This is a genomic window from Chelatococcus sp. HY11, assembly GCF_018398335.1.
Classification (GTDB): domain Bacteria; phylum Pseudomonadota; class Alphaproteobacteria; order Rhizobiales; family Beijerinckiaceae; genus Chelatococcus.
Window position 1 is genome coordinate 4,169,080 of sequence record NZ_JAHBRX010000001.1, and the last position, 19,053, is coordinate 4,188,132.

General features: G+C 65.1%; 19 protein-coding genes and 2 tRNA genes. 9 read left to right on the forward strand and 12 right to left on the reverse strand.

The features are described from left to right. Nucleotides 1–9: 9 nt before the first annotated feature. Together cmk and aroA are read right to left on the reverse strand one after the other, a co-directional pair. Nucleotides 10–654, reverse strand: a complete 645-nt coding sequence (gene cmk, locus KIO74_RS18945) for a (d)CMP kinase (RefSeq protein ID WP_213333310.1) — start codon at nucleotides 652–654, stop codon at nucleotides 10–12. After that, nucleotides 654–2,009 carry a 3-phosphoshikimate 1-carboxyvinyltransferase gene (aroA, locus tag KIO74_RS18950; RefSeq protein WP_213335880.1) on the reverse strand — a complete coding sequence of 452 codons (1,356 nt, stop codon included), beginning with the start codon at nucleotides 2,007–2,009 and terminating at the stop codon, nucleotides 654–656. Before aroA ends, cmk begins: the two co-directional genes overlap by 1 nt. Before the next feature lie 226 nt (nucleotides 2,010–2,235). On the opposite strand from aroA, the gene KIO74_RS18955 reads away from it, so the two are divergent. The 5 genes from KIO74_RS18955 (at nucleotide 2,236) to KIO74_RS18975 (ending at nucleotide 4,579) form a co-directional block, all read left to right on the forward strand. Further along, complete coding sequence (locus KIO74_RS18955) at nucleotides 2,236–2,616, forward strand: TIGR02300 family protein (protein WP_213333311.1); 381 nt, start codon at nucleotides 2,236–2,238, stop codon at nucleotides 2,614–2,616. 87 nt (nucleotides 2,617–2,703) lie between these two features. Continuing rightward, nucleotides 2,704–2,779: transfer RNA gene (locus tag KIO74_RS18960), tRNA-Ala, on the forward strand. A 107-nt stretch (nucleotides 2,780–2,886) separates the two neighbouring features. Next, nucleotides 2,887–2,962: transfer RNA gene (locus KIO74_RS18965), tRNA-Ala, on the forward strand. Nucleotides 2,963–3,670: 708 nt separating this feature from the next. Continuing rightward, nucleotides 3,671–4,105 (forward strand): Hsp20 family protein, encoded by a 435-nt coding sequence (locus tag KIO74_RS18970; RefSeq protein WP_213333312.1) that lies wholly within the window; start codon nucleotides 3,671–3,673, stop codon nucleotides 4,103–4,105. A gap of 204 nt (nucleotides 4,106–4,309) precedes the next feature. Further along, nucleotides 4,310–4,579, forward strand: coding sequence for a BQ00720 family protein (locus KIO74_RS18975; protein WP_213333313.1), 270 nt, complete (start codon nucleotides 4,310–4,312; stop codon nucleotides 4,577–4,579). Nucleotides 4,580–4,698: 119 nt separating this feature from the next. Here KIO74_RS18975 and pheT read toward each other — a convergent pair whose 3' ends face one another. The 6 genes from pheT to KIO74_RS19005 form a co-directional block, all read right to left on the reverse strand. Further along, nucleotides 4,699–7,122 (reverse strand): phenylalanine--tRNA ligase subunit beta, encoded by a 2,424-nt coding sequence (gene pheT / locus KIO74_RS18980; RefSeq protein WP_213333314.1) that lies wholly within the window; start codon nucleotides 7,120–7,122, stop codon nucleotides 4,699–4,701. Between the two features lie 128 nt (nucleotides 7,123–7,250). Continuing rightward, the gene (gene pheS, locus KIO74_RS18985) at nucleotides 7,251–8,333 is read right to left on the reverse strand and encodes a phenylalanine--tRNA ligase subunit alpha (protein WP_213333315.1); all 1,083 of its coding nucleotides are present in this window, start codon (nucleotides 8,331–8,333) and stop codon (nucleotides 7,251–7,253) included. 224 nt (nucleotides 8,334–8,557) lie between these two features. Continuing rightward, nucleotides 8,558–8,920 (reverse strand): 50S ribosomal protein L20, encoded by a 363-nt coding sequence (gene rplT, locus KIO74_RS18990; protein WP_110377183.1) that lies wholly within the window; start codon nucleotides 8,918–8,920, stop codon nucleotides 8,558–8,560. 41 nt (nucleotides 8,921–8,961) lie between these two features. Then, nucleotides 8,962–9,165: a 50S ribosomal protein L35 gene (gene rpmI, locus KIO74_RS18995; RefSeq protein WP_110377182.1), complete on the reverse strand. Its 204-nt coding sequence runs from the start codon at nucleotides 9,163–9,165 to the stop codon at nucleotides 8,962–8,964. A gap of 228 nt (nucleotides 9,166–9,393) precedes the next feature. Beyond that, complete coding sequence (gene infC, locus KIO74_RS19000) at nucleotides 9,394–9,927, reverse strand: translation initiation factor IF-3 (RefSeq protein ID WP_213333316.1); 534 nt, start codon at nucleotides 9,925–9,927, stop codon at nucleotides 9,394–9,396. Between the two features lie 197 nt (nucleotides 9,928–10,124). Next, a complete protein-coding gene (locus KIO74_RS19005; RefSeq protein WP_502762094.1) occupies nucleotides 10,125–11,390 on the reverse strand; it encodes a glycosyltransferase family 4 protein in 1,266 nt (421 codons plus the stop codon). Nucleotides 11,391–11,444: 54 nt separating this feature from the next. On the opposite strand from KIO74_RS19005, the gene KIO74_RS19010 reads away from it, so the two are divergent. Then, complete coding sequence (locus tag KIO74_RS19010) at nucleotides 11,445–12,218, forward strand: alpha/beta hydrolase (RefSeq protein WP_213333318.1); 774 nt, start codon at nucleotides 11,445–11,447, stop codon at nucleotides 12,216–12,218. On the opposite strand, the gene moeB is transcribed toward KIO74_RS19010, so the two are convergent. Beyond that, nucleotides 12,208–13,005, reverse strand: a complete 798-nt coding sequence (moeB, locus tag KIO74_RS19015; protein ID WP_213333319.1) for a molybdopterin-synthase adenylyltransferase MoeB — start codon at nucleotides 13,003–13,005, stop codon at nucleotides 12,208–12,210. The two genes, KIO74_RS19010 and moeB, sit on opposite strands and share 11 nt — an antisense overlap. 294 nt (nucleotides 13,006–13,299) lie before the next feature. On the opposite strand from moeB, the gene KIO74_RS19020 reads away from it, so the two are divergent. Further along, nucleotides 13,300–13,716 carry a cytidine deaminase gene (locus tag KIO74_RS19020; RefSeq protein WP_213333320.1) on the forward strand — a complete coding sequence of 139 codons (417 nt, stop codon included), beginning with the start codon at nucleotides 13,300–13,302 and terminating at the stop codon, nucleotides 13,714–13,716. Nucleotides 13,717–13,958: 242 nt separating this feature from the next. Then, complete coding sequence (locus KIO74_RS19025) at nucleotides 13,959–14,795, forward strand: purine-nucleoside phosphorylase (RefSeq protein ID WP_213333321.1); 837 nt, start codon at nucleotides 13,959–13,961, stop codon at nucleotides 14,793–14,795. A 22-nt stretch (nucleotides 14,796–14,817) separates the two neighbouring features. On the opposite strand, the gene KIO74_RS19030 is transcribed toward KIO74_RS19025, so the two are convergent. The 3 genes from KIO74_RS19030 to KIO74_RS19040 form a co-directional block, all read right to left on the reverse strand. Beyond that, entirely contained in the window at nucleotides 14,818–15,699 is an 882-nt protein-coding gene (locus tag KIO74_RS19030) for a C40 family peptidase (RefSeq protein ID WP_213333322.1), read from the reverse strand. Between the two features lie 106 nt (nucleotides 15,700–15,805). Beyond that, nucleotides 15,806–16,156: a MarR family winged helix-turn-helix transcriptional regulator gene (locus KIO74_RS19035; RefSeq protein WP_213333323.1), complete on the reverse strand. Its 351-nt coding sequence runs from the start codon at nucleotides 16,154–16,156 to the stop codon at nucleotides 15,806–15,808. Nucleotides 16,157–16,310: 154 nt separating this feature from the next. Beyond that, entirely contained in the window at nucleotides 16,311–17,699 is a 1,389-nt protein-coding gene (locus tag KIO74_RS19040; protein ID WP_213333324.1) for a leucyl aminopeptidase family protein, read from the reverse strand. 232 nt (nucleotides 17,700–17,931) lie between these two features. Between KIO74_RS19040 and KIO74_RS19045 the strand changes: the two genes are divergently transcribed. Continuing rightward, nucleotides 17,932–18,978, forward strand: a complete 1,047-nt coding sequence (locus tag KIO74_RS19045) for a tetratricopeptide repeat protein (protein WP_249731066.1) — start codon at nucleotides 17,932–17,934, stop codon at nucleotides 18,976–18,978. Nucleotides 18,979–19,053 lie beyond the last annotated feature (75 nt).

A 19,053-nucleotide genomic window follows, 5' to 3' on the forward strand; every position in this document is an offset into this window, starting at 1 on the left:
CCTTATCGATCACGGCCTTGTGTGTGTGCAATCCTGAATTGCTATTGCGATGAGCGCCAATGCTTTGGCGAAAACTTCATCAACTGTCAGGTCCGAGGTATCCAGCACCTGCGCATCCGGTGCCGCGCGCAAGGGGGCGTCCGTGCGGCTGGCGTCGCGTGCATCGCGAATGCGAATATCCGCAAGGATTTCAGCCTCATCGGACGGCTCGCCGCGATTGCTCAGCTCAAGCGCCCGACGTCTCGCCCTGACCTCGGGCGCGGCGGTCACGAACAGTTTCACGTCGGCAGCCGGACAGATCACCGTGCCGATGTCGCGACCGTCCAAAACGGCGCCCTCGGGGGCTGCGGCAAAGGCGCGCTGGAAGGCAACCAGCGCGGCGCGCACGCGCGGCTGCGCGGCCACGACAGAGGCAGCCTCGCCCATAGCCCGATCACGCAGGCGCGAATCAGTGAGCAGCGCGGGTGACAGGGATTGCGCCGCGCGCTCGGCGGCGTCCTCGTCCGTGAGCGCTTCGCCGCGATCGAGCAGCACCATGGCCACCCCCCGGTAGAGAAGCCCGGTGTCGAGGTGCGGCAGGTTGAAATGGGCAGCAAGCCGCTTCGCGAGGGTGCCTTTGCCTGAGGCGGCCGGTCCGTCTATCGCCAGGATCATCACGGTGCGCCGAGATCGGCGCCGAGACGGCGCATCAGCGGCACGAAGCTCGGGAAGCTGGTGGCGATCATGCCCGCGTCATCGATGGCCATGCCCTCCCTGGCGCCTAGACCCAGCACAAGGAACGACATCGCGATGCGATGGTCCAGATGGGTGGCCACCATGCCGCCACCACGGACGCCGCTGGCGGTGCCGCCGGCGCCTTCGACGATCAGGTCGTCGCCCTCGATGCGAGCTGTGATGCCGGCGGCGGCGAGGCCATCGGCGACAGCCGCCAGCCGGTCTGATTCCTTCACGCGCAATTCGGACAGGCCCCGCATGCGCGTCTCGCCGCTGGCAAACGCCGCCGCGACCGCGAGGATCGGATATTCGTCGATCATCGACGGGGCGCGCGCGGCCGGAACGTCCACACCCTTGAGCGGACCGAACCGCACCAGGAGGTCCGCCACGTCCTCGCCGCCGTCCGTGCGGCCCTCGAGAAAGGTGATATCGGCGCCCATCTCGATGAGCGTGGTCACAAGGCCGGTCCGCAGGGGATTGGTCATCACGCCTTCGAGGATGACCTCGGATCCCTGCACAACGAGGGCCGCGACGAGCGGGAAAGCGGCGGAGGACGGATCTGCCGGCACGGAGACCGGGGCCGCGCGCAGCTCGGGTTGTCCCTTCAGGGTGATCCGCCGCCCGTGGGGGCCCTCGGGCTCGACATCCACCTCCGCGCCAAAATGGCGCAGCATGCGCTCGGTATGATCGCGCGAGGCCTCCTGCTCGATCACGGTCGTCGTGCCGGGGGCGTTCAGGCCCGCGAGCAGCACCGCCGACTTGATCTGCGCCGAGGGCACCGGGGTCCGGTAGGTGATCGGGATCATTTCCGCCGCGCCGCGCAGCGTGATGGGGCAGCGGCCGCCCTCATCCTCGGACACGACGGTGACGCCCATCGCCTCCAGCGGATCGAGGATGCGGCGCATCGGGCGTTTGCGTAGCGAGGCATCGCCGTCGATGGTCGTGGTGATGGGGTGAGATCCCGCGACGCCCATCATCAGGCGCGAGCCGGTGCCGGCGTTGCCGAAATCAAGGACGTTGGCCGGCTCGACAAGCCCACCGATGCCGACACCGCTCACGGTCCAGGCGCCTTCGCCGGTGTGCTCCACAGTGGCGCCCAGGGCCTTCACGGCAGCCGCAGTGCACAGTACGTCATCCCCCTCGAGCAGACGCGTGATATGCGTCTCCCCCACGCTCAGGAGCGCGAAAATCAGCGCGCGATGCGAGATGGACTTGTCGCCCGGGATGGCAACGCGACCGCGCAGGGGCGGAGAGGCGCGCGATGACAAGGGCGAGGGGCTCGAATGGGACGACACGACGACAGAGATCTCGATGAGGTGGAATCTGAGGGCGAGCCTGCGCCCGACACATCGGGCATTGCCTATCACGGGTCTGTGCAACCGTCACCCCGAAGGGGCCTCCCGAGGCTTGTTTCGCACTCTTCTGCGCTAAAATATGCGTCCGAACGCGTTTTCGATTTGACAGGGCGCGGAGCCCCGACTAACGGGATCGCTTCCTTTCCATCGGCGAGAGTGCGATACCGTGGCGAAACCGGAACTCGGCACCAAGCGCGTCTGCCCGACCACAGGCCGCAAATTCTACGATCTGAACAAGGACCCGATTGTGTCCCCCTTCACGGGCGAATCGTTTCCGCGTTCAATTTTTGAACCTCAGCCCAAGGCCCCGAGCAGGGCCGCGAGCGAGGAAGAGGACGACACGCCCGCGACCGGCGAGGCGGTCGAGCTCGTGTCTCTCGACGAGGCCGATGAGGCTGAAACCGGCAAGAATCTGCCGGCTGATGACGATATCGAAATCGATGATGACATCGAGGAAGACGAGACGTTCCTCGCTGAGGACGAAGAATCCGACGATGACGTCAGCGATCTGATCGACGGCGATATCGCCGATGATGAAGAGACTTGAGAAACGTCTCAGGACGTGATTATAGACACGGGCCGCCGATCTGGCGGCCTGAAGCAGGCGTCCCCAAACGCGCTGCTTGAGACGAGTGGGGCCATAGCTCAGTTGGGAGAGCGCTTGAATGGCATTCAAGAGGTCGGCGGTTCGATTCCGCCTGGCTCCACCATCGCCTCGTATTAGTTTTTGTTGCCCAGGGGGCAGCGCAGTTTAAGGCTCTGTGCCTTTTTTGGTTCGCCTGAGACGGGCCGACCATCGCGCGCTTCTTGAGACAGTGGGGTCATAGCTCAGTTGGGAGAGCGCTTGAATGGCATTCAAGAGGTCGGCGGTTCGATTCCGCCTGGCTCCACCACTCCTCCCACCCTTCCTCTCCATAACGCATCCCAAACTGCCGACGCCTTCACGGGAGGCGGGTCATTCGCTGCTGTCTTCGCAGGCGCGTTCTGATCTGATGGCAGCGCTCAGCCGGCCATGGGCCGGGCTATCCCCATCAGTTTAGTTCGTGCCCGGTGGGGGACGCTTGTGGGCCTTTTGAAGGCCCCTTGCAGAGCTCTGCCCGACGGCAGGTGGCAAAAAGGCATGACAGGGATAGGACAGGACGATCCCGACGCCACCGATTCTGTGGATAACTTGTTTCCAGCAGGCAGCGCCCCCCCGGATAGCGGGATGTCATTCGTCGCCGGGTGCTCGTTCGTCTCGCGGACACGGCCAGCAAAGGGGCAGCGCCGCGACGACTGACGCGCGCTGAGCCAAAGGACACCAGGCCAAAAGCTGTCCGGTAGCCTCTCGCATGACCGGGACGCCGTTGATCCGATTCGTCCAACCGCTCCATTTTGCCGTTCCCCGTATCTCTCGAAGCCTTGCTGGAGGCCAAACGCCGTGGCCTTCGGTTGAGGCGGGGGGTTATCCACAGTCGCAACGCATGTATGCGCTACAGGCATGACCCTTGACCCCCGGCGGGGGAGCCGCCATATCGCTGGGGTGACCGGGAGAGCTTTCCGGTCATGGGAGTGCCATCAGGGCTCCACCACGAAGTGCCTCGCAACAAAGGGCTTCGCTCATGTCTAGGGTACCGTCGCTGTCGTCCCCGTTTCTGCTTGGCTTTGACGAGATCGAGCGCGCATTGGACCGTGTCGCCAAAGCGGCGACGGATGGCTATCCGCCTTACAACATCGAGCGCATCCCCCGTTCCGGCAACGAGCCGGAGAAGCTCCGCATCACCTTGGCGGTGGCCGGATTCACTCAAGACCAGCTCGAGATAACGCTCGAGGAAAACCAGCTTTGTATCCGTGGCCGGCAGGTGGATGACCGCACTAGGCATTTTCTGCATCGCGGCATCGCGGCCCGGCAGTTCCAGCGCACGTTCTTTCTGGCCGACGGCATGGAGGTGATGGGCGCGGATCTGTCGAACGGTTTGTTATCGGTCGATCTCGTGCGTCCGGAAGCCGAGCGCGTGGTACGGCGCATCGACATCATCTCCCGTGATGGGGGATGAAGCCGTGAAGAAAGGTTTTGGGAAGGATTTGGGCGCAGCCTGTGAGGATGTTGGCTCGAATTATGCAAGTTTACGACCGCTTCTCTAGGGCGCTTTCCGCTCGGGCAGGTGGCACGAGCGACAAGAAGCCGCCCCGGATCAATAGCTTAGGGTATGTCCTGGCTACGACAGGAACCTGTCTCAGGATGGCCCCAGGAGGGCGCGATGACCAATAGTGATGCGTTTGAGTTTATCGGCGACGTTCTGGATAGCGATGCGCTGGCGGCGGCTGGCGAGGGCAAGGTCGCCTATGTGCGCGCCATGCGCTCCGAGGAATTCAACCGCCTGTTTCCGCAGGCACCCGAGATTCAGCCGGGCCTCGAGCTTTTCGCCCTGTTGGGGGCGGATGGCACGCCCATCCTCCTGACCGATTCCCGGGATGCGGCCATCGCCAATGCCTGGGAGCATAATCTGGAGCCCATCAGCGTCCACTGAGGGGCTTTGAAAAGCCCGCTCGCGGCGTGTTGCGTGCTAATAACGGGATTGCAAAAAAAGGCGGGCTCTCGGCCCGCCTTTCCATTTTGGGAATGTCCTTCCCGGCTTGGCTGGTTTGATCAGCCGCGCAGCGTCGCGCCCGTCTTCTTGGCAACCGCCGCGACGACCTTGGCCGAAACCGCTTCGATGTCCTGATCGGTCAGGGTTTTCTCAGTCGGCTGGAGCACGATGGCGACGGCCACCGATTTCTTGCCCTCGCCAACGCCAGCGCCCTCATAGATGTCGAAGACCGAGGTGTCGGTAATCAGGTTGCGCTCGGCACCCTGCGCCGCCCGCAGGATATCAGCCGCGGCCACGCCGGCATCCACGACGAAGGCGAAGTCGCGCGTCACCGGCTGGAAGTCTGGCAAGGCGAGCTTCGGCTTGACCTTGGTCGGCTTCGCCTTGGGAGCGGGCAGCAGATCGAGCGTGATCTCGCAGGCGACGATCGGGCCCTTCGCGTCGAGAGCGGCGAGGATGCGGGGGTGAAGCTCGCCGAAGGCGCCGATCATGGCTTTCGGGCCGAACTGGAGCGTCGCCGAGCGGCCGGGATGGTACCAGGCAGGCCCGCCGGGGACGATCTGCACGCCTGCCGTCGCGATGCCGAGCGCCGTCAGCAGGCCGAAGGCATCGCCCTTCGCGTCGAACACGTCGACAGGCTTTGCCTCGGTGTCCCAGCGGCGGCCGACACCGGCCGCATGGGCGGTGCCACGGCGCACGGCAACGGCGGTGATGGTCTGCCCCTCAGGCTCGTCGGAAGCGAACACCTGGCCGACCTCGAACAGCGCCACGTCGGCGAAGCTGCGATCGGCGTTGCGTTGCAGCGCCTTCACGAGGCCAGGAATGAGATTGGGGCGCATGTCGGAGAGGTCGGCCGCGATCGGGTTCGCGAGCGCCAGCCGCGCGTCGCCGCCACCGAAGAGTGTCGCTTCGTCATGGCTGATGAAGGACCACGTGACCGCTTCCACGAGCCCGCGCGCGGCCAACGCGCGCTTGGCGAGGCGCGTGCGCTTCTGCAGCAGGGTCAGCACCGGCTCGGCGACGGCCGCGTGGAGGCGTGGGAAGGGTGTCGAGGCGACTCGGTCGAGCCCGGCGATGCGGATGATCTCCTCGGCGAGATCGGCCTTCCCCTCGATGTCCGGCCGCCAGGAGGGCGCATCCACCTGGGCCGTGTCGCCCTGGTTGTCGACGCTGAAGCCCAGCGCGACGAGATGCCTCTCCATCTCGCCCTGTGGAAGATCGAGCCCGCTGAGACGCTTCACCTCGCTCCAGGGGAAAGTGATGGGGGCGTGGGTGTCACGTATGGCGCCCGCCAGCGTCACCTCGGTCGGGACGCCGCCGCACAGGTCCAGCACGAGCCGCGTCGCAAGCTCTATGCCCGGCAGGGTGAAGGCGGGATCAACCCCGCGCTCGAAGCGATAGCGCGCATCGGTGATGATGCCGAGCCTGCGGCCGGTCTGCGCGATGTTCAGCGCGTCCCAGAGGGCCGATTCGATCAGCACGTCGGTTGTGCCCTCATCGCAGCCGGATGCCTCGCCGCCCATGATGCCGGCGAGCGACTCGATGCCGTTGTCGTCGGCGATGACGACCATGCCGGTGTCGAGCTTGTAGGTCTTGCCGTCGAGCGCGAGGATCTCCTCGCCCTCCTGGGCACGCCGCACGACGAGGTCGCCCTTGACCTTGGCGGCGTCGAAGACGTGCAGCGGCCGGCCACGGTCGAAGGTGACGTAGTTGGTGATATCGACGAGCGCGTTGATGGGGCGCAGGCCGATGGCCTTCAGCCGCTTCTGCAGCCAGTCCGGCGATGGGCCGTTCTTGACGCCGCGCACGAGCCGCAGGGCGAAGGCCGGGGCGAGGTGGGCATCATCCTCGGAGAACGCGAGCGACACCTCCACCGGGCAGAAGCCCTCACCGGGAATGGTGGCGACCGGCGGCGTGTTGAGACGCCCGAGCCCCGCCGCCGCGAGATCGCGCGCGATGCCGGCGATGCCGAGCGCGTCGGGACGGTTCGGCGTCACCGCGATCTCGATCACGGCGTCATCGAGCTTCGCCCAGGTGGCGTAAGCGGTGCCCACCGGTGCATCGGCGGGCAGATCGATGATGCCGTCATGATCCTCCGAGAGCTCCAGTTCGGCTTCGGAGCAGAGCATGCCGTTCGATTCGACGCCGCGGATCACGCCCTTGCCGAGCGTGATGTTCTTGCCGGGGATATAGGTGCCCGGTGGCGCGAAGACCGAGATCATGCCGCCACGGGCATTGGGGGCGCCGCAGACCACCTGGATCGGGTTGCCGTCGCCCGTGTCCACCATGCAGACCCTGAGGCGATCGGCATTGGGATGCTGGACCGCCGACAGGACCCGCGCGATCACATAGGGGGCAAGCGCCTTGGCCTTGTCGTCGATGCCTTCGACCTCGAGCCCGATGCGGTTGAGGACGGCGGCAACCGCGTCGGCATCAGCCTCGGTATCGAGATGGTCCTTCAGCCAGGAGAGCGTGAATTTCATGATCTTTCATCCTCTCACCTGTCATCCCGGCCTTGAGCCGGGGATCCCGATCGATAGGGCAGTCGCCTCGAATTCGGGTTGGCCGGGTCAAGTCCGGCCATGACGGGCTTATTTCGTTCAGCGACGGCTTAGGTCGACAGTCCGCCTGCCAATGTCGGCAGGTCGAGCGGGCGGAAGCCGTAGTGGCTCAGCCAACGCACGTCGGCCTCGAAGAAGGGGCGCAGGTCCGGCATGCCGTATTTCAGCATGGCGATGCGGTCGATGCCCATGCCCCAGGCGAAGCCCTGGTACTCGTCAGGATCGAGCCCGCAGCTGCGGATGACATTGGGGTGCACCATGCCGCAACCGAGGATCTCCAGCCAATCCTCGCCCTCGCCGAAGCGGATGTCGCCACCCTTGCGCGAGCACTGGATATCCACCTCCGCCGACGGCTCGGTGAAGGGGAAGAACGACGGGCGGAAGCGCATCTTGACGCTGTCGACCTCGAAGAAGGTCTTGCAGAACTCCTCCAGGATCCACTTGAGGTGGCCGAGATGGGAGGACTTGTCGATGACGAGCCCCTCGACCTGATGGAACATCGGCGTGTGGGTCTGGTCGCTGTCGCAGCGATAGGTGCGACCGGGGCAGATCACGCGGATCGGCGGCTTCTTCGACAGCATCGTGCGGATCTGCACAGGGCTGGTATGCGTCCGCAGGAGCTTGCGCGTGCCGGTCTCGTCAGGCGCGAAGAAGAAGGTGTCATGCATCTCCCGCGCCGGATGGCCGACGGGGAAGTTGAGCGCGGTGAAATTGTAGAAGTCGGTTTCGACGTCAGGGCCTTCGGCGATGGAGAAGCCCATGTCGGCGAAGATCGCCGTGAGTTCGTCCATGACCTGGCTGATGGGGTGGATGCGGCCACGGGTCTCCGGGCCTTCCTGCACGGGCAGCGTGACGTCGACGCGCTCGGAGGCGAGCCGCGCCTCCAGGGCCTTCTCGGCCAGCGCTGTCTTGCGCTCGGCCAGCGCGGACGACACCCGGTCGCGCAGCCCGTTGATGAGGGGGCCCTTCTCGCGCCGCTCATCCGGCGTCATGGCGCCGAGCGTCTTCAGGAGCTCGGAAACCGAGCCCTTCTTGCCAAGCGCGGCGATGCGCACGGCTTCCAGCGCAGCCTCGTCTGCTGCGGCCGCAATGGCTGATGCAATGGTGGTTTCCAGCCCGGACAGGTCGCTCATCATTTCCCTCGGCGGCGTGACGCGGTCGGCCTCACGGATACGGAAACCCGCATCGGAAGCAACTGCCGGGGGCAATTGCCGGTGGCACGATGGCACGTCGATGACAGTCAACACGGCCCGGGAACGAAAAAAGCCCGAGACGCAACAAAACGCCCGGCGGCAATGCTGCCGCCGAACGTGATAGCCTCGGTATGGCGAGAGAGGGCGGTGAGCGCCCCTCGCGATCAGGCCGCGGGAAGCGCGGCCTTCGCCTTCTCGACGATCGCCCTGAAGGCGTCCGGCTCGCGAATGGCGATATCCGACAGCACCTTGCGATCCATCTCGACCCCCGCCTTGCCGAGGCCATCGATAAATCGGCTGTAGGTCAGCCCGTGCTCGCGAACGGCCGCGTTGATGCGCTGAATCCAGAGCGCGCGGATCGTGCGCTTCTTGTTCTTGCGATCGCGGTAGGAATACTGCATCGCACGATCGACAGCCGCCTTGGCGGTGCGGATCGTATTCTTGCGGCGGCCGTAGAAACCCTTGGCTGCCTTGAAAACCTTCTTATGCTTGGCGTGGGATGTCACGCCGCGTTTGACGCGGGCCATGATCGATCTCCTGGGAAATGTTCAACGTTGCGGGAAGGCACTCAGCGGCTGTTGGGGAGGAAGAACTGCTTCACGTTCCTCGCATCACCCTCGAACAGCGTGGTTGTGCCGCGCTGATTACGGATGAACTTCTTGGTGCGCTTGATCATGCCGTGGCGCTTTCCCGCCTGCGCGGCAACGACCTTGCCCGTCCCAGTGATCTTGAAGCGCTTTTTGGCGCCCGATTTCGTCTTCAACTTGGGCATTTGGCTCTCCCGTCAGCCTTTTCGGGGCGGTTGCCCACCCGTCCGGCCGTCACATTGCATGTGAGCAAAAAGAACCGCCACGGCAGCCCTGGTGGCCGGGCGGTTCCAACGAAGGCGGGCTTATCGCAGAAACGAGCCCGCTTGGCAACTGACCCGTCAGCGCTTTCGACAAGCCTGTGACGGGCCGTTCAGCCTATGTGGCGGATATGCCGACTTTTCAAGGCCTTGTCAGCCTCGCGGAGCGAGCACCATCACCATCTGGCGGCCTTCGAGCAGCGGTTCGCTCTCGACCTTGGCGACTTCGGACATCTCGTCCTTCACCTTGACGAGCAGCTTGTAGCCGAGATCCTGGTGAGCCATCTCGCGGCCGCGGAACCTGAGCGTGATCTTGACCTTGTCGCCTTCCTCGAAGAAGCGCTTCACCGCCTTCATCTTGACCTCGTAGTCGTGGTCATCGATGCCGGGACGGAGCTTGATCTCCTTCACCTCGACGGTTTTCTGCTTCTTGCGGGCCTCGGCGGCTTTCTTCTGCTCGAGGAACTTGAAGCGGCCGTGGTCGAGGATCTTGCAGACTGGCGGAACGGAGTTCGGCGCGATCTCGACGAGATCAAGCCCCGCTTCCTCGGCGGCGCGCAGCGCGTCGAAGAGCGGCATAACTCCGCGGTTCTGACCCGTTTCGTCGATCAGCTGGACTTCGCGGACACCTCTAATGTCTCGATTGGCGCGGGGACCCTCCTTCTGTGGAGCCGCGATGGATCTCATAGGCCTACGAATGGGAGTGCTCTCCTGTTGCCCGTCTGGTTGAGCCCTTGTTTCCCGCGTGGGCGAGGCCGCCTCAAAGCGCCTGCGTCACGTGGAGTTACCAGGACGGGTGGTATGTGGTTAACAAAATACGCTGAGCTAATAACATTCACGGCAAGAGCCCTGAAAGTCAACAGATTCCGGGCCAACTCCCGCGTCTATGGGTGCTGCGGTGCAAAAGTGTCGGCCGTTTCGAGCGGTTTGCGCTCGATCAGAGCTGAATAGATGTCCAAAGTCTCGTTGACCATGCTTTCAAGCGAGAAGTTCCGCTCCACATGACGCCTGGCGCGCACGGCCATGCCTTGCAGGGCCGTCGCGCCGAGATCGAGCGCGTCCCCGATCGCTTCGGCGAGTGCATCGGCGTTGCCCGGGGGCACATGCCAGCCGGTGCGTTCCGAGCCCGGCACCTGGGGCGGGCTGAGCACGGTTTCGGGCACCGCGCCGAGATCGGAAACGACAACGCATGTGCCCATGGCTTGCGCTTCCACCGCGACCCGCCCGAATGCTTCCGGCTCCGTCGAGGGGACGGTGACCACGGAGGCAGCGAGAAAGGCCGCGGGCATGTCCACGCAATGGCCCACGCGGCGGACGACGCCCTTCAGGCCGAGCTTCTCGATCTGCTGGTCGAGCTCGCGCACGTAGCCGTCGCGGCCTTGATGGTCGCCGGCGAGCACGAAGGCGACGTCGCGCAGGCCATGGTCGAGGAGCTTGCGGGCCGCATCGATTAGGACAGTCTGCCCCTTCCACCCGGTCAGACGGCCCGCCAGCAGCACGATGCGTTCATGCGGCGGCACGCCCCAGGACTTGCGCAAGGCTTCGACCCTGTCCGGCGGCACGGCGCTGGCTGAATACTGGGCGAGATCTGTCCCGCGATAGACGACACGGATGCGGGCATTGGCGACGGGGTGGGCTGCCCGGATGAGATCGGCCGTGTAGATCGAGTTGGCGATCACCACGTCGCCACGCGCCATCACGGAATTATACATGACCTTGACCGCGGAGCGACCGGCATAGCTGCCGTGATAGGTGGTGACGAGCGGGATCTTGAGCGCGCGGGCGGCGGCGAGCGCCACCCAGGCGGGCGCGCGGGACCGGGCATGGAGGATCTCGACGCCGTCGTTGAGGCAGATGCGGATGAGCCGGCGGACATTCAGCGCCATGGCCAGCGGGTTCTTGGTGCGCGCCGGGAATGGGATCCAGACACCGCCCTTGGCCTGCAATTCACCGACCAGGCGTCCCCCCTCGGTCGCGACGAGCGCGCGAGCCCCTACGGCGGCAAGGCCGGCCGCGATATCAACGGTCGTTCGTTCCGCGCCGCCTGCCTCCAGCTCTGGCACGATCTGCAGGATTGCGCGGCCGGTGAGCGGATGATTGGTCACTGTCGGCAGGATGAGCGGCGCTCCCGCTCGTGTCGATTGGGTCACCGGTGTATGACGCCTCCTGATCGATTCGTGCATGATACTGCAGGAGAAAGTCTTATGGGCAACACGCCGGATCTGCAATTCCTTGGCGTCGGCGCGGATGATGCGCGACGCGACATCGCTGTGCTGTCCCGCTCCGGCGCAGGCCCAGCCGTCGTCTGGCTCGGCGGTTTCCGTTCCGATATGCGCGCCACCAAGGCGACGGCCCTCGATGACTGGGCAGCCGATGCCGGCAGGGCCTTCCTGCGCTTCGACTATTCAGGCCATGGCGAATCCTCTGGCCGCTTCGAGGACGGCACCATCTCGCGCTGGCTGGAGGAGAGCGTCGCCGTCATATCAGCCCAGACGACGGCGGCGCCTATTCTCGTCGGCTCGTCGATGGGGGGCTGGCTTGCGCTGCTCGCCACACTGCGTCTGCGCGCGGAAGGCTCGCCGCGTGCGCCCGCGGGCCTCGTCCTGATCGCGCCGGCCGTGGATTTTACCGAGCGGCTGATGTGGGAGGCCTTTCCCGAGGAGGCCCGGCAGGCCATTGAACGGGAGGGCGTGTTCATGCGGCCGTCGCAGTATGGCGAGCCCTATGCCATCACGCGCCGGCTGATCGAGGATGGACGTCGCCACCTCCTGCTCGATGGGGCCATCGAGCCAGGATGTCCCGTTCACATCCTTCAGGGCATGGAAGATCCCGACGTCCCGTGGCGGCATGTCCTTCGCTTCGTGGAGCATCTACCTGGCGAAGCGGTGACGCTGACGCTGATCAAGGACGGCGATCACCGCCTGTCACGCCCGGAGGATATAGAGCGTCTCGTGGCGGCGGTCGCGGCTATGGCGTAAGCGACTTCTCGCGATTGCCCGCGCCGCTCAGGACGTTGTCCGGATCCCAGCCGTAGCTCAGGGTCTCGAAGCGCATGGTCAGCGCGTCGATCAGCAGCAGGCGGCCGACGAGGCCCTCGCCGAAGCCTACGATGGCGCGGATCACCTCAAGCGCCATCAGCGATCCGACGATCCCGGGCAAAGCGCCGATGATGCCGGCTTCCTCGCATGTCGGCACCGTCCCGGGCGCGGGCGGTTCGGGAAACAGGCAACGGTAGGTCGGGTTGGGCGTTCCGTCCGGCCCGGGTTCATGGGCGCGGAGCGTGGTGAGTGACGCGTCGAATGTGCCAAGCGCGCCCAATACCAGCGGTCGTCCTACACGGAATGCCGCGTCCGAGACCCGATAGCGTGTCGCGAAATTGTCCGAGCCGTCGGCGATGACGTCGTAGTCGGCGAGGAGGGCATCGACGTTGTCGTCATCGACGCGCAGGCGATGCGGCACCACCACCACATGCGGGTTGAGGCGCGCGATCGCGTCGATCGCGCTGTCGACCTTTGACCGGTCGATGTCCGGCGTGCCATGGATGATCTGGCGCTGCAGGTTTGACAGAGAGACAACGTCATCGTCGGCGATGCCGATGGTGCCGATGCCGGCGGCCGCCAGATATTGGAGGAGGGGCGCCCCGAGCCCACCGGCGCCGATCACCAGGACACGCGCCGCCTTCAGCCTGGCCTGCCCGGGCCCACCGACATCACGCAGGATGATATGGCGCGCGTAGCGCTCAATCTCTTCGCTCGACAGACTCACAATCCACCTCGTCCCGGGCTCGGCGGCTCCTGCCCATGCCCTTTTTTATGATGCTCGCAGACCAAGCGCGGCGTTGCTGATCAGAACCGCCACTTTCGCCTATCCCTTTGTCATATAAATATATTTTTTTGAAAATCGATTGCTAGGCTTCGACCTCATGCTCTAGGATCAATAGACTTTCAGGGATGGTCAGGGCAAGCGCGGTCGTCAGGTTGCAGATGGCGGGTGTCGGCGGCAGATGCAATATGCGTCGTGGTGCATGTGACACGATGGAGTGACTGCAAGGAGGCGTCCATGGGCCGAACCGCCGGGAGTGATATGGAGGCGTTGTTCGCCACCGCGAGTGCTGCGCGCGCCCATGCCTACGCGCCTTATTCGGGGTTCCGGGTCGGCGCGGCGGTGATGTCGGCGAGCGGTCGCCTGTTTGCCGGCGCGAATGTCGAGAATGCGTCCTATCCGGCCGGGCTGTGCGCCGAGGCTGTGGCAATCGGTGCCATGGTGGCCGCTGGTGACACCCGGATTACCGCCGTTGCGGTGGTGGGCGAGGGCGAGGCGCTGACGATGCCTTGCGGCGTGTGTCGGCAGAGGCTCAGCGAATTCGCGGGGCCGGATACATCAGTCCATGTGGGTGACAGGGGTGGCGTCAGGCAGAGCTTTCGTTTCGGCGATCTTCTGCCGTTTGCGTTCGGACCTTCCAATCTCGCCCGCTAGGGGCAATCGACATTCAAGTATTGCCGAGAGATACCAACGTCATCACCGGGCTTGTCCCGATAGGAAGGGCGCCTCCATAATTCGGGCTGGCCGGGACGAGCCCGGCCATGACGGCTGAGAAAGCTGAATGTCGATTGAACCTTGAGCGCGTTGCGATCCGGTTGCGTCAGATCGGCGCTCTAACCTCTTTTATTTCAAGCGAGATCTTATCGGCCCACTCCGGTCGGATCATGCTTCAGGGGATGACATCCGTGACCGACACGTCAACGCCACTGCTGTATCAGGCCCGTGCCGCGCTTGAGGAATGGGGCGTCATGGGCCCTTTCGACCATGCGCTGGTGCTTGGCACGGGTCTTGGCAACATCATCGAGGATGTCGAGGGCGCCGTGCAGGTGCCTTATTCCGCCATTCCCGGCTTCCCCGACAATGGGCCGGCCGGGCAGCCCGGTCAGCTCGTGTCGGGCTATATGGAAGGCAAGCGCGTGCTGATCTACGCCGGCCGCGCCCACTATTATGAAACGGGCCACGCCAGGACGATGGCGCTGCCCATCGCGCTGCTCGGCATTCTTGGAAAGCCACCTGTGCTGCTGACCAACGCGGCCGGCTCGGTCAAATCGACCATTCGCGTCGGCAGTCTTTGTGTCATCACCGACCACATCAATTTCTCCGGCCTCAATCCGCTGATCGGCGACCGGGATGATGGTCGGTTCGTCGATATGGCGGATGCCTATGACAATCGTTTGCGCCGCCGGCTGAAGCTCGCGGCCATCGCGGCCGGCATCGCCCTGAACGAGGGCGTCTACATGTGGTTCTCGGGGCCGAGTTTCGAGACGCCGGCAGAGATCCGCATGGCTCGGACATTAGGGGCGGAGCTCGTCGGGATGTCGACGGTGCCGGAGGTCATCCTGGCGCGCCGCCACGGATTGCGCGTGTCGGCGATTTCCGTGGTGACGAGCTATGCCTCCGGCTTCGAGGACGCCCCCCAGCAGCATGGCCCCACGAAGGACATCACCGTCTCGGCCGCCGCCGGGATCAGGCGGATCATCCGCGGTTTCGTCTCGCGGCCCGACGAGATCTGAGCAGGAGGCAGCGCCCCTTGCTTCACGGCGAGACCTCGGGAAAGGCGAGGCGCTTGACGCTGGTGATCGGTCCGCCGCCCCTGCTCACGCTGCGCTCCACCACCTCGCTCAGGGGCTCGACGACGACCATCATGTGATGCGCGTTGGCGTGAAGAAGGCGCACGGTGTCGACCATGATGCCGACATGACCTTTCCAGTAGACGAGATCACCGCGCTCGAGACCACGTCCCTGCTCGCCGTCCTTGACCCGGCTTGCGGCTGATGACTGCTCCTGCCGGTAGGTATCGCGTGGCCAGTTGACGCCGGCGGCCCGCAGGCTGACCTGCACAAGGCCCGAACAATCGATGCCGAGCACCGTCTTGCCGCCCCACAGATAAGGCACGTCGATGAAACGTTCGGCGGTTGCCACGAAGTCGCCGTCACGCCAGGCCCGCAACTGCGCGATATGCCGCGCGATGACGAACCCGCCGTCCGCCAGACGTGCGAAGGGGGGCGGGCCTATCTCCGCCACGGCGATTTCCGCCGCATAGGGCAGCGCGTTGATTGGCGGCAGCTTGATGCTTGGGCCTGGGAAAACGAAGGTGCGGGGGACCGTGACGGCGTGGCTCGGGGGGAGGGAAGGGTACCCAAGCGCTTCCGCCGGCAGATAGCCGACATAGCCATCCCGCAGCAATTGGCCCCAGATCCAGCCCTCGCGCTCCTCGAACACGGCAACGGGTTCGCCCGCAAGGGCTTCGGTATCGAGGGGCGCATCCGGCACGGGTTCCCGCCGCAAAGGCGCCGTCGGGGCCGTGACGCGCAGGAGACGTGGCGCGACAAAGGCGTCGGCGTCGACCGTGCCGCGGAGATGGAGGGCCGCGAGATCCGGGCGGGCAGCTGTCAGACGGGGATCGAAGGCATTCATCGGCGTGTCCTGTGCGTCAGGAATCTCTGCGGCCCCATCGCGGCAATCTCATGACTTCCCATCGCATGCCTTCCCGACTCAGCCTTGCCGACTTAGCCTTGCCGCCTCATGGCCTCAACGTCCCGGCCTTGGCAATCACGATATCACCAAGCCGCTCGACGGCGAGCGCTCCCTTGACGGTGCGCTGCACGATGACGTTGCGGCGATCGTTCTCGTCGCGGCGGCGGGATACCAGGTCGAGCTTGCCCATGCTGTCGAGCGCCCGCGTCACGACGGGCTTGGTGACGCCGAGCTTGCGTGCGAGACCGCGCACCGTATGGGGCGGGGTGTCGAGATAAATCGTCAGGAGAATGGCCATCTGCCTGAGCGACAGGTCGATGTCCTCGTCACGGACGAGTTCCAGCGTGACGTCGTGCCACAATGTAAGTGCCTGCAAGGCACGGATTTCAACGGACATCGGCCGGGTCCGGCAGTCGTTACGGACCCGTATTCATATCGACTGGAATAGCCCAATCACAATCGCTTCTTCGCGGAGAGGTTAAGAGAACGTCGCCTTATGGCGCGCCGCGGCTTGTTCCGGCGCGCCAGTGGCGCTTCGAACCGTCCGGGCTTCACGCGCCGAAGCGTTCCTTGAGATAGGCATAGACGAGCCGCGCCGCCTGCACTTCGCCGCCCTCGGGCCGGCCCGGCTTGGCGGAAGGCGTCCAGCCGAAGATGTCGAAATGCACGTAAGACCCGGCCTTCTCCACGAATCGCCGCAGGAAAAGCGCTGCCGTCATCGAGCCCGCGAAGGCGCCACCAGAGATATGGTTCACGTCGGCGATCTTCGAGGACAGCATGGCGTCATAGGGCGACCAGAACGGCATGCGCCAGACCGGATCGTTGACGGTGCGGGAAAGACTGGCGAGGCGCCCGGCCAGCGCATCGTCATCGGTGTAGAAGGGCGGCAGATCCGGGCCCAGGGCGACGCGCGCGGCGCCTGTGAGGGTCGCGTAGTCCACGATGAGGTCCGGCGCTTCCTCATCGGCCAGCGCCAGCGCGTCACCGAGAATGAGCCGCCCTTCCGCGTCCGTATTGCCGATCTCCACCGTGAGGCCTTTGCGGCTCGGCAGGATGTCGCCAGGGCGGAACGCGGAGCCGGAGATGGCGTTCTCCACGGCGGGGATCAGCACACGCAGGCGCACGGGGAGCCTGGCGCCGATGACGAGTTCGGCAAGCGCCAAGACCGCCGCGGCGCCGCCCATGTCCTTCTTCATCAGGGCCATGCCGGCCGGGGGCTTGATGTCGAGACCGCCTGTATCGAAGGCGACCCCCTTGCCGACAAGCGTGACCTTCGGATGAGAGGCGTCACCCCACGTCAGATCGATGAGGCGCGGGGGGATGGCCGAGGCGCGTCCGACCGCGTGGATCATCGGGAAATTGCCTGAGAGGAGATCGTCACCGACCGTGACCGCGATGGCCGCGCCGTGGCGCTCCGCCACCCCGCGGGCCGCCGCCTCGATGCCGTCCGGTCCCAGATCGTTCGCGGGGGTATTGATGAGATCGCGCCCGAGCGCGACGGCTTCGGCAAGGCGAGTGAGCTCCGCCCCGTCGACGCCCGCCGGCAGGACGAGACGCGCCTTTGGCGGCGCCTTCTTGGCGCGATAGCGATCAAAACGGTAAGTGCCGAGCAGAAAGCCAAGCACCGCGTTGGTCTCGGCCTCGTGCGGCAGCCGTTCAAAGCGGTAGGTGCCCTGGGGCAGGAGCGGCGGCAGCTTGCCGGGAAGAAACGGGTCGGTATCCACCTTCAGCGGCGACCAGCCAAACAGCACGGTGGCTATGCCGCCATCCACATTGGGCAGAATGAGGTGGCTGCCAACGTCGGCGGCGAAGCCTTGCGCCGTCGCGAAGGCCCGCGCCGGCGCGGGCAGAGCGGCCAGCACCTCGGCAAGCGAGTCACTGGAGACGACGATCAGCGGAATCGAATCGGCGACAGAAGAAGTAACGATGGCAGGATGCACTGACGATCCTCAAATCTGATTGACGCACACACAGCAGCGGTCACGCGTGATTTTCTGCGTAGCACGAATGTAACAGGTCATCGAACATTGGTCTCCAGCCATACGCGGATGCCGCGATTGCATCGCCTTTGGCTTTTGCCTTGTGGATGTGGCTGGTAACCTGCCGTTAGGGTTAATCGAGTTTGAATGGAGTCCAAGCCGGGATAGGCCAATTCCAGGTCGACGAGAGCGCATGAAACCTTCACCATCAGCCGCGGCGCTTTTGCGATCGCCGTTGCGTCGGCGGGCCAAGGGCCGGCCGATAGCGGGCCTGGCACTCGCCTGCATGATGTCGCCGCTTCTCGGCGGGTGTATTCCGGATCTGCAAAAAGCGGATATCACCGGCTCGATCTTTCCGGTGAAACGCGCGACCAAGACCGCCGAGCCGACGGAAGCCGATTGGCGCGAGCTCGCGGAGAAGTCAGGAAAACGCTACGAAGCCAATCCCGACGACAAGGTCGCGGCACTGGCCTACGGACGTTCGCTTCGCGAAATCGGCCAGCATCAGCAGGCGGTGGCCGTGCTGCGGCAGGCCGTGCTGCGCGCGCCGCAGGACCAGGCGCTTCTGTCCGCCTATGGCCGGGCGCTGATCGACGTGGGCAATCTACGCGAGGCGGCGGATGTGCTCGCGCGGGCGCATACGCAGGACAAGCCGGACTGGCGTGTGCTCTCGGCGCAGGGGACCGTGGCGGACCAGCTCGGTGACCACCCCGGTGCCCGTCGCTATTACGAAGCCGCGTTGCGCATTGCACCGGACGAGCCTTCCGTTCTCTCCAATCTCGGCTTGTCCTATGCCTTGTCGCGCAACCTGCCCGAGGCGGAGAGGGCGCTGCGCCAAGCGGCCGCCAGTCCGAAGGCAGATAGGCGCGTGCGTCAGAATCTCGCGCTGGTGCTTGGGTTGTCGGGCCAGACGGCGGAGGCGGAAAGCCTCCTGAAGGAGGACATGACGCCTCAGTCGGCCGCGCGCGGTGCCGCCTATTTCAAGCAGTTCGCCGGCAAACCGCGATTGATCGCGCGTGCGGCGAGAGGGGCGGACACGTCTCCGCCTGCGATGGAGGCAAAGCCATCGGGCCGTGCCGCCGCAAACCAGCCGCCCGCTCGCCATGAGCGGGCGCCGGCCATCGACACCAGCAAACCGATCCGTCAAGCCGGGCCGGCTACGGCGAAGGCGAACAGGGCCGCGGGACAAGCTGCCGGGGAGACGCCTCCCGGTCTCCCGTTGCGGCCATCGGTGGAATGATGCTGTAGGTCTGATAGGGCCGTTGCCGCTTCAACGCGCTGTGAATATTGATCTCAACAGCTTTTTGGCGGGTTA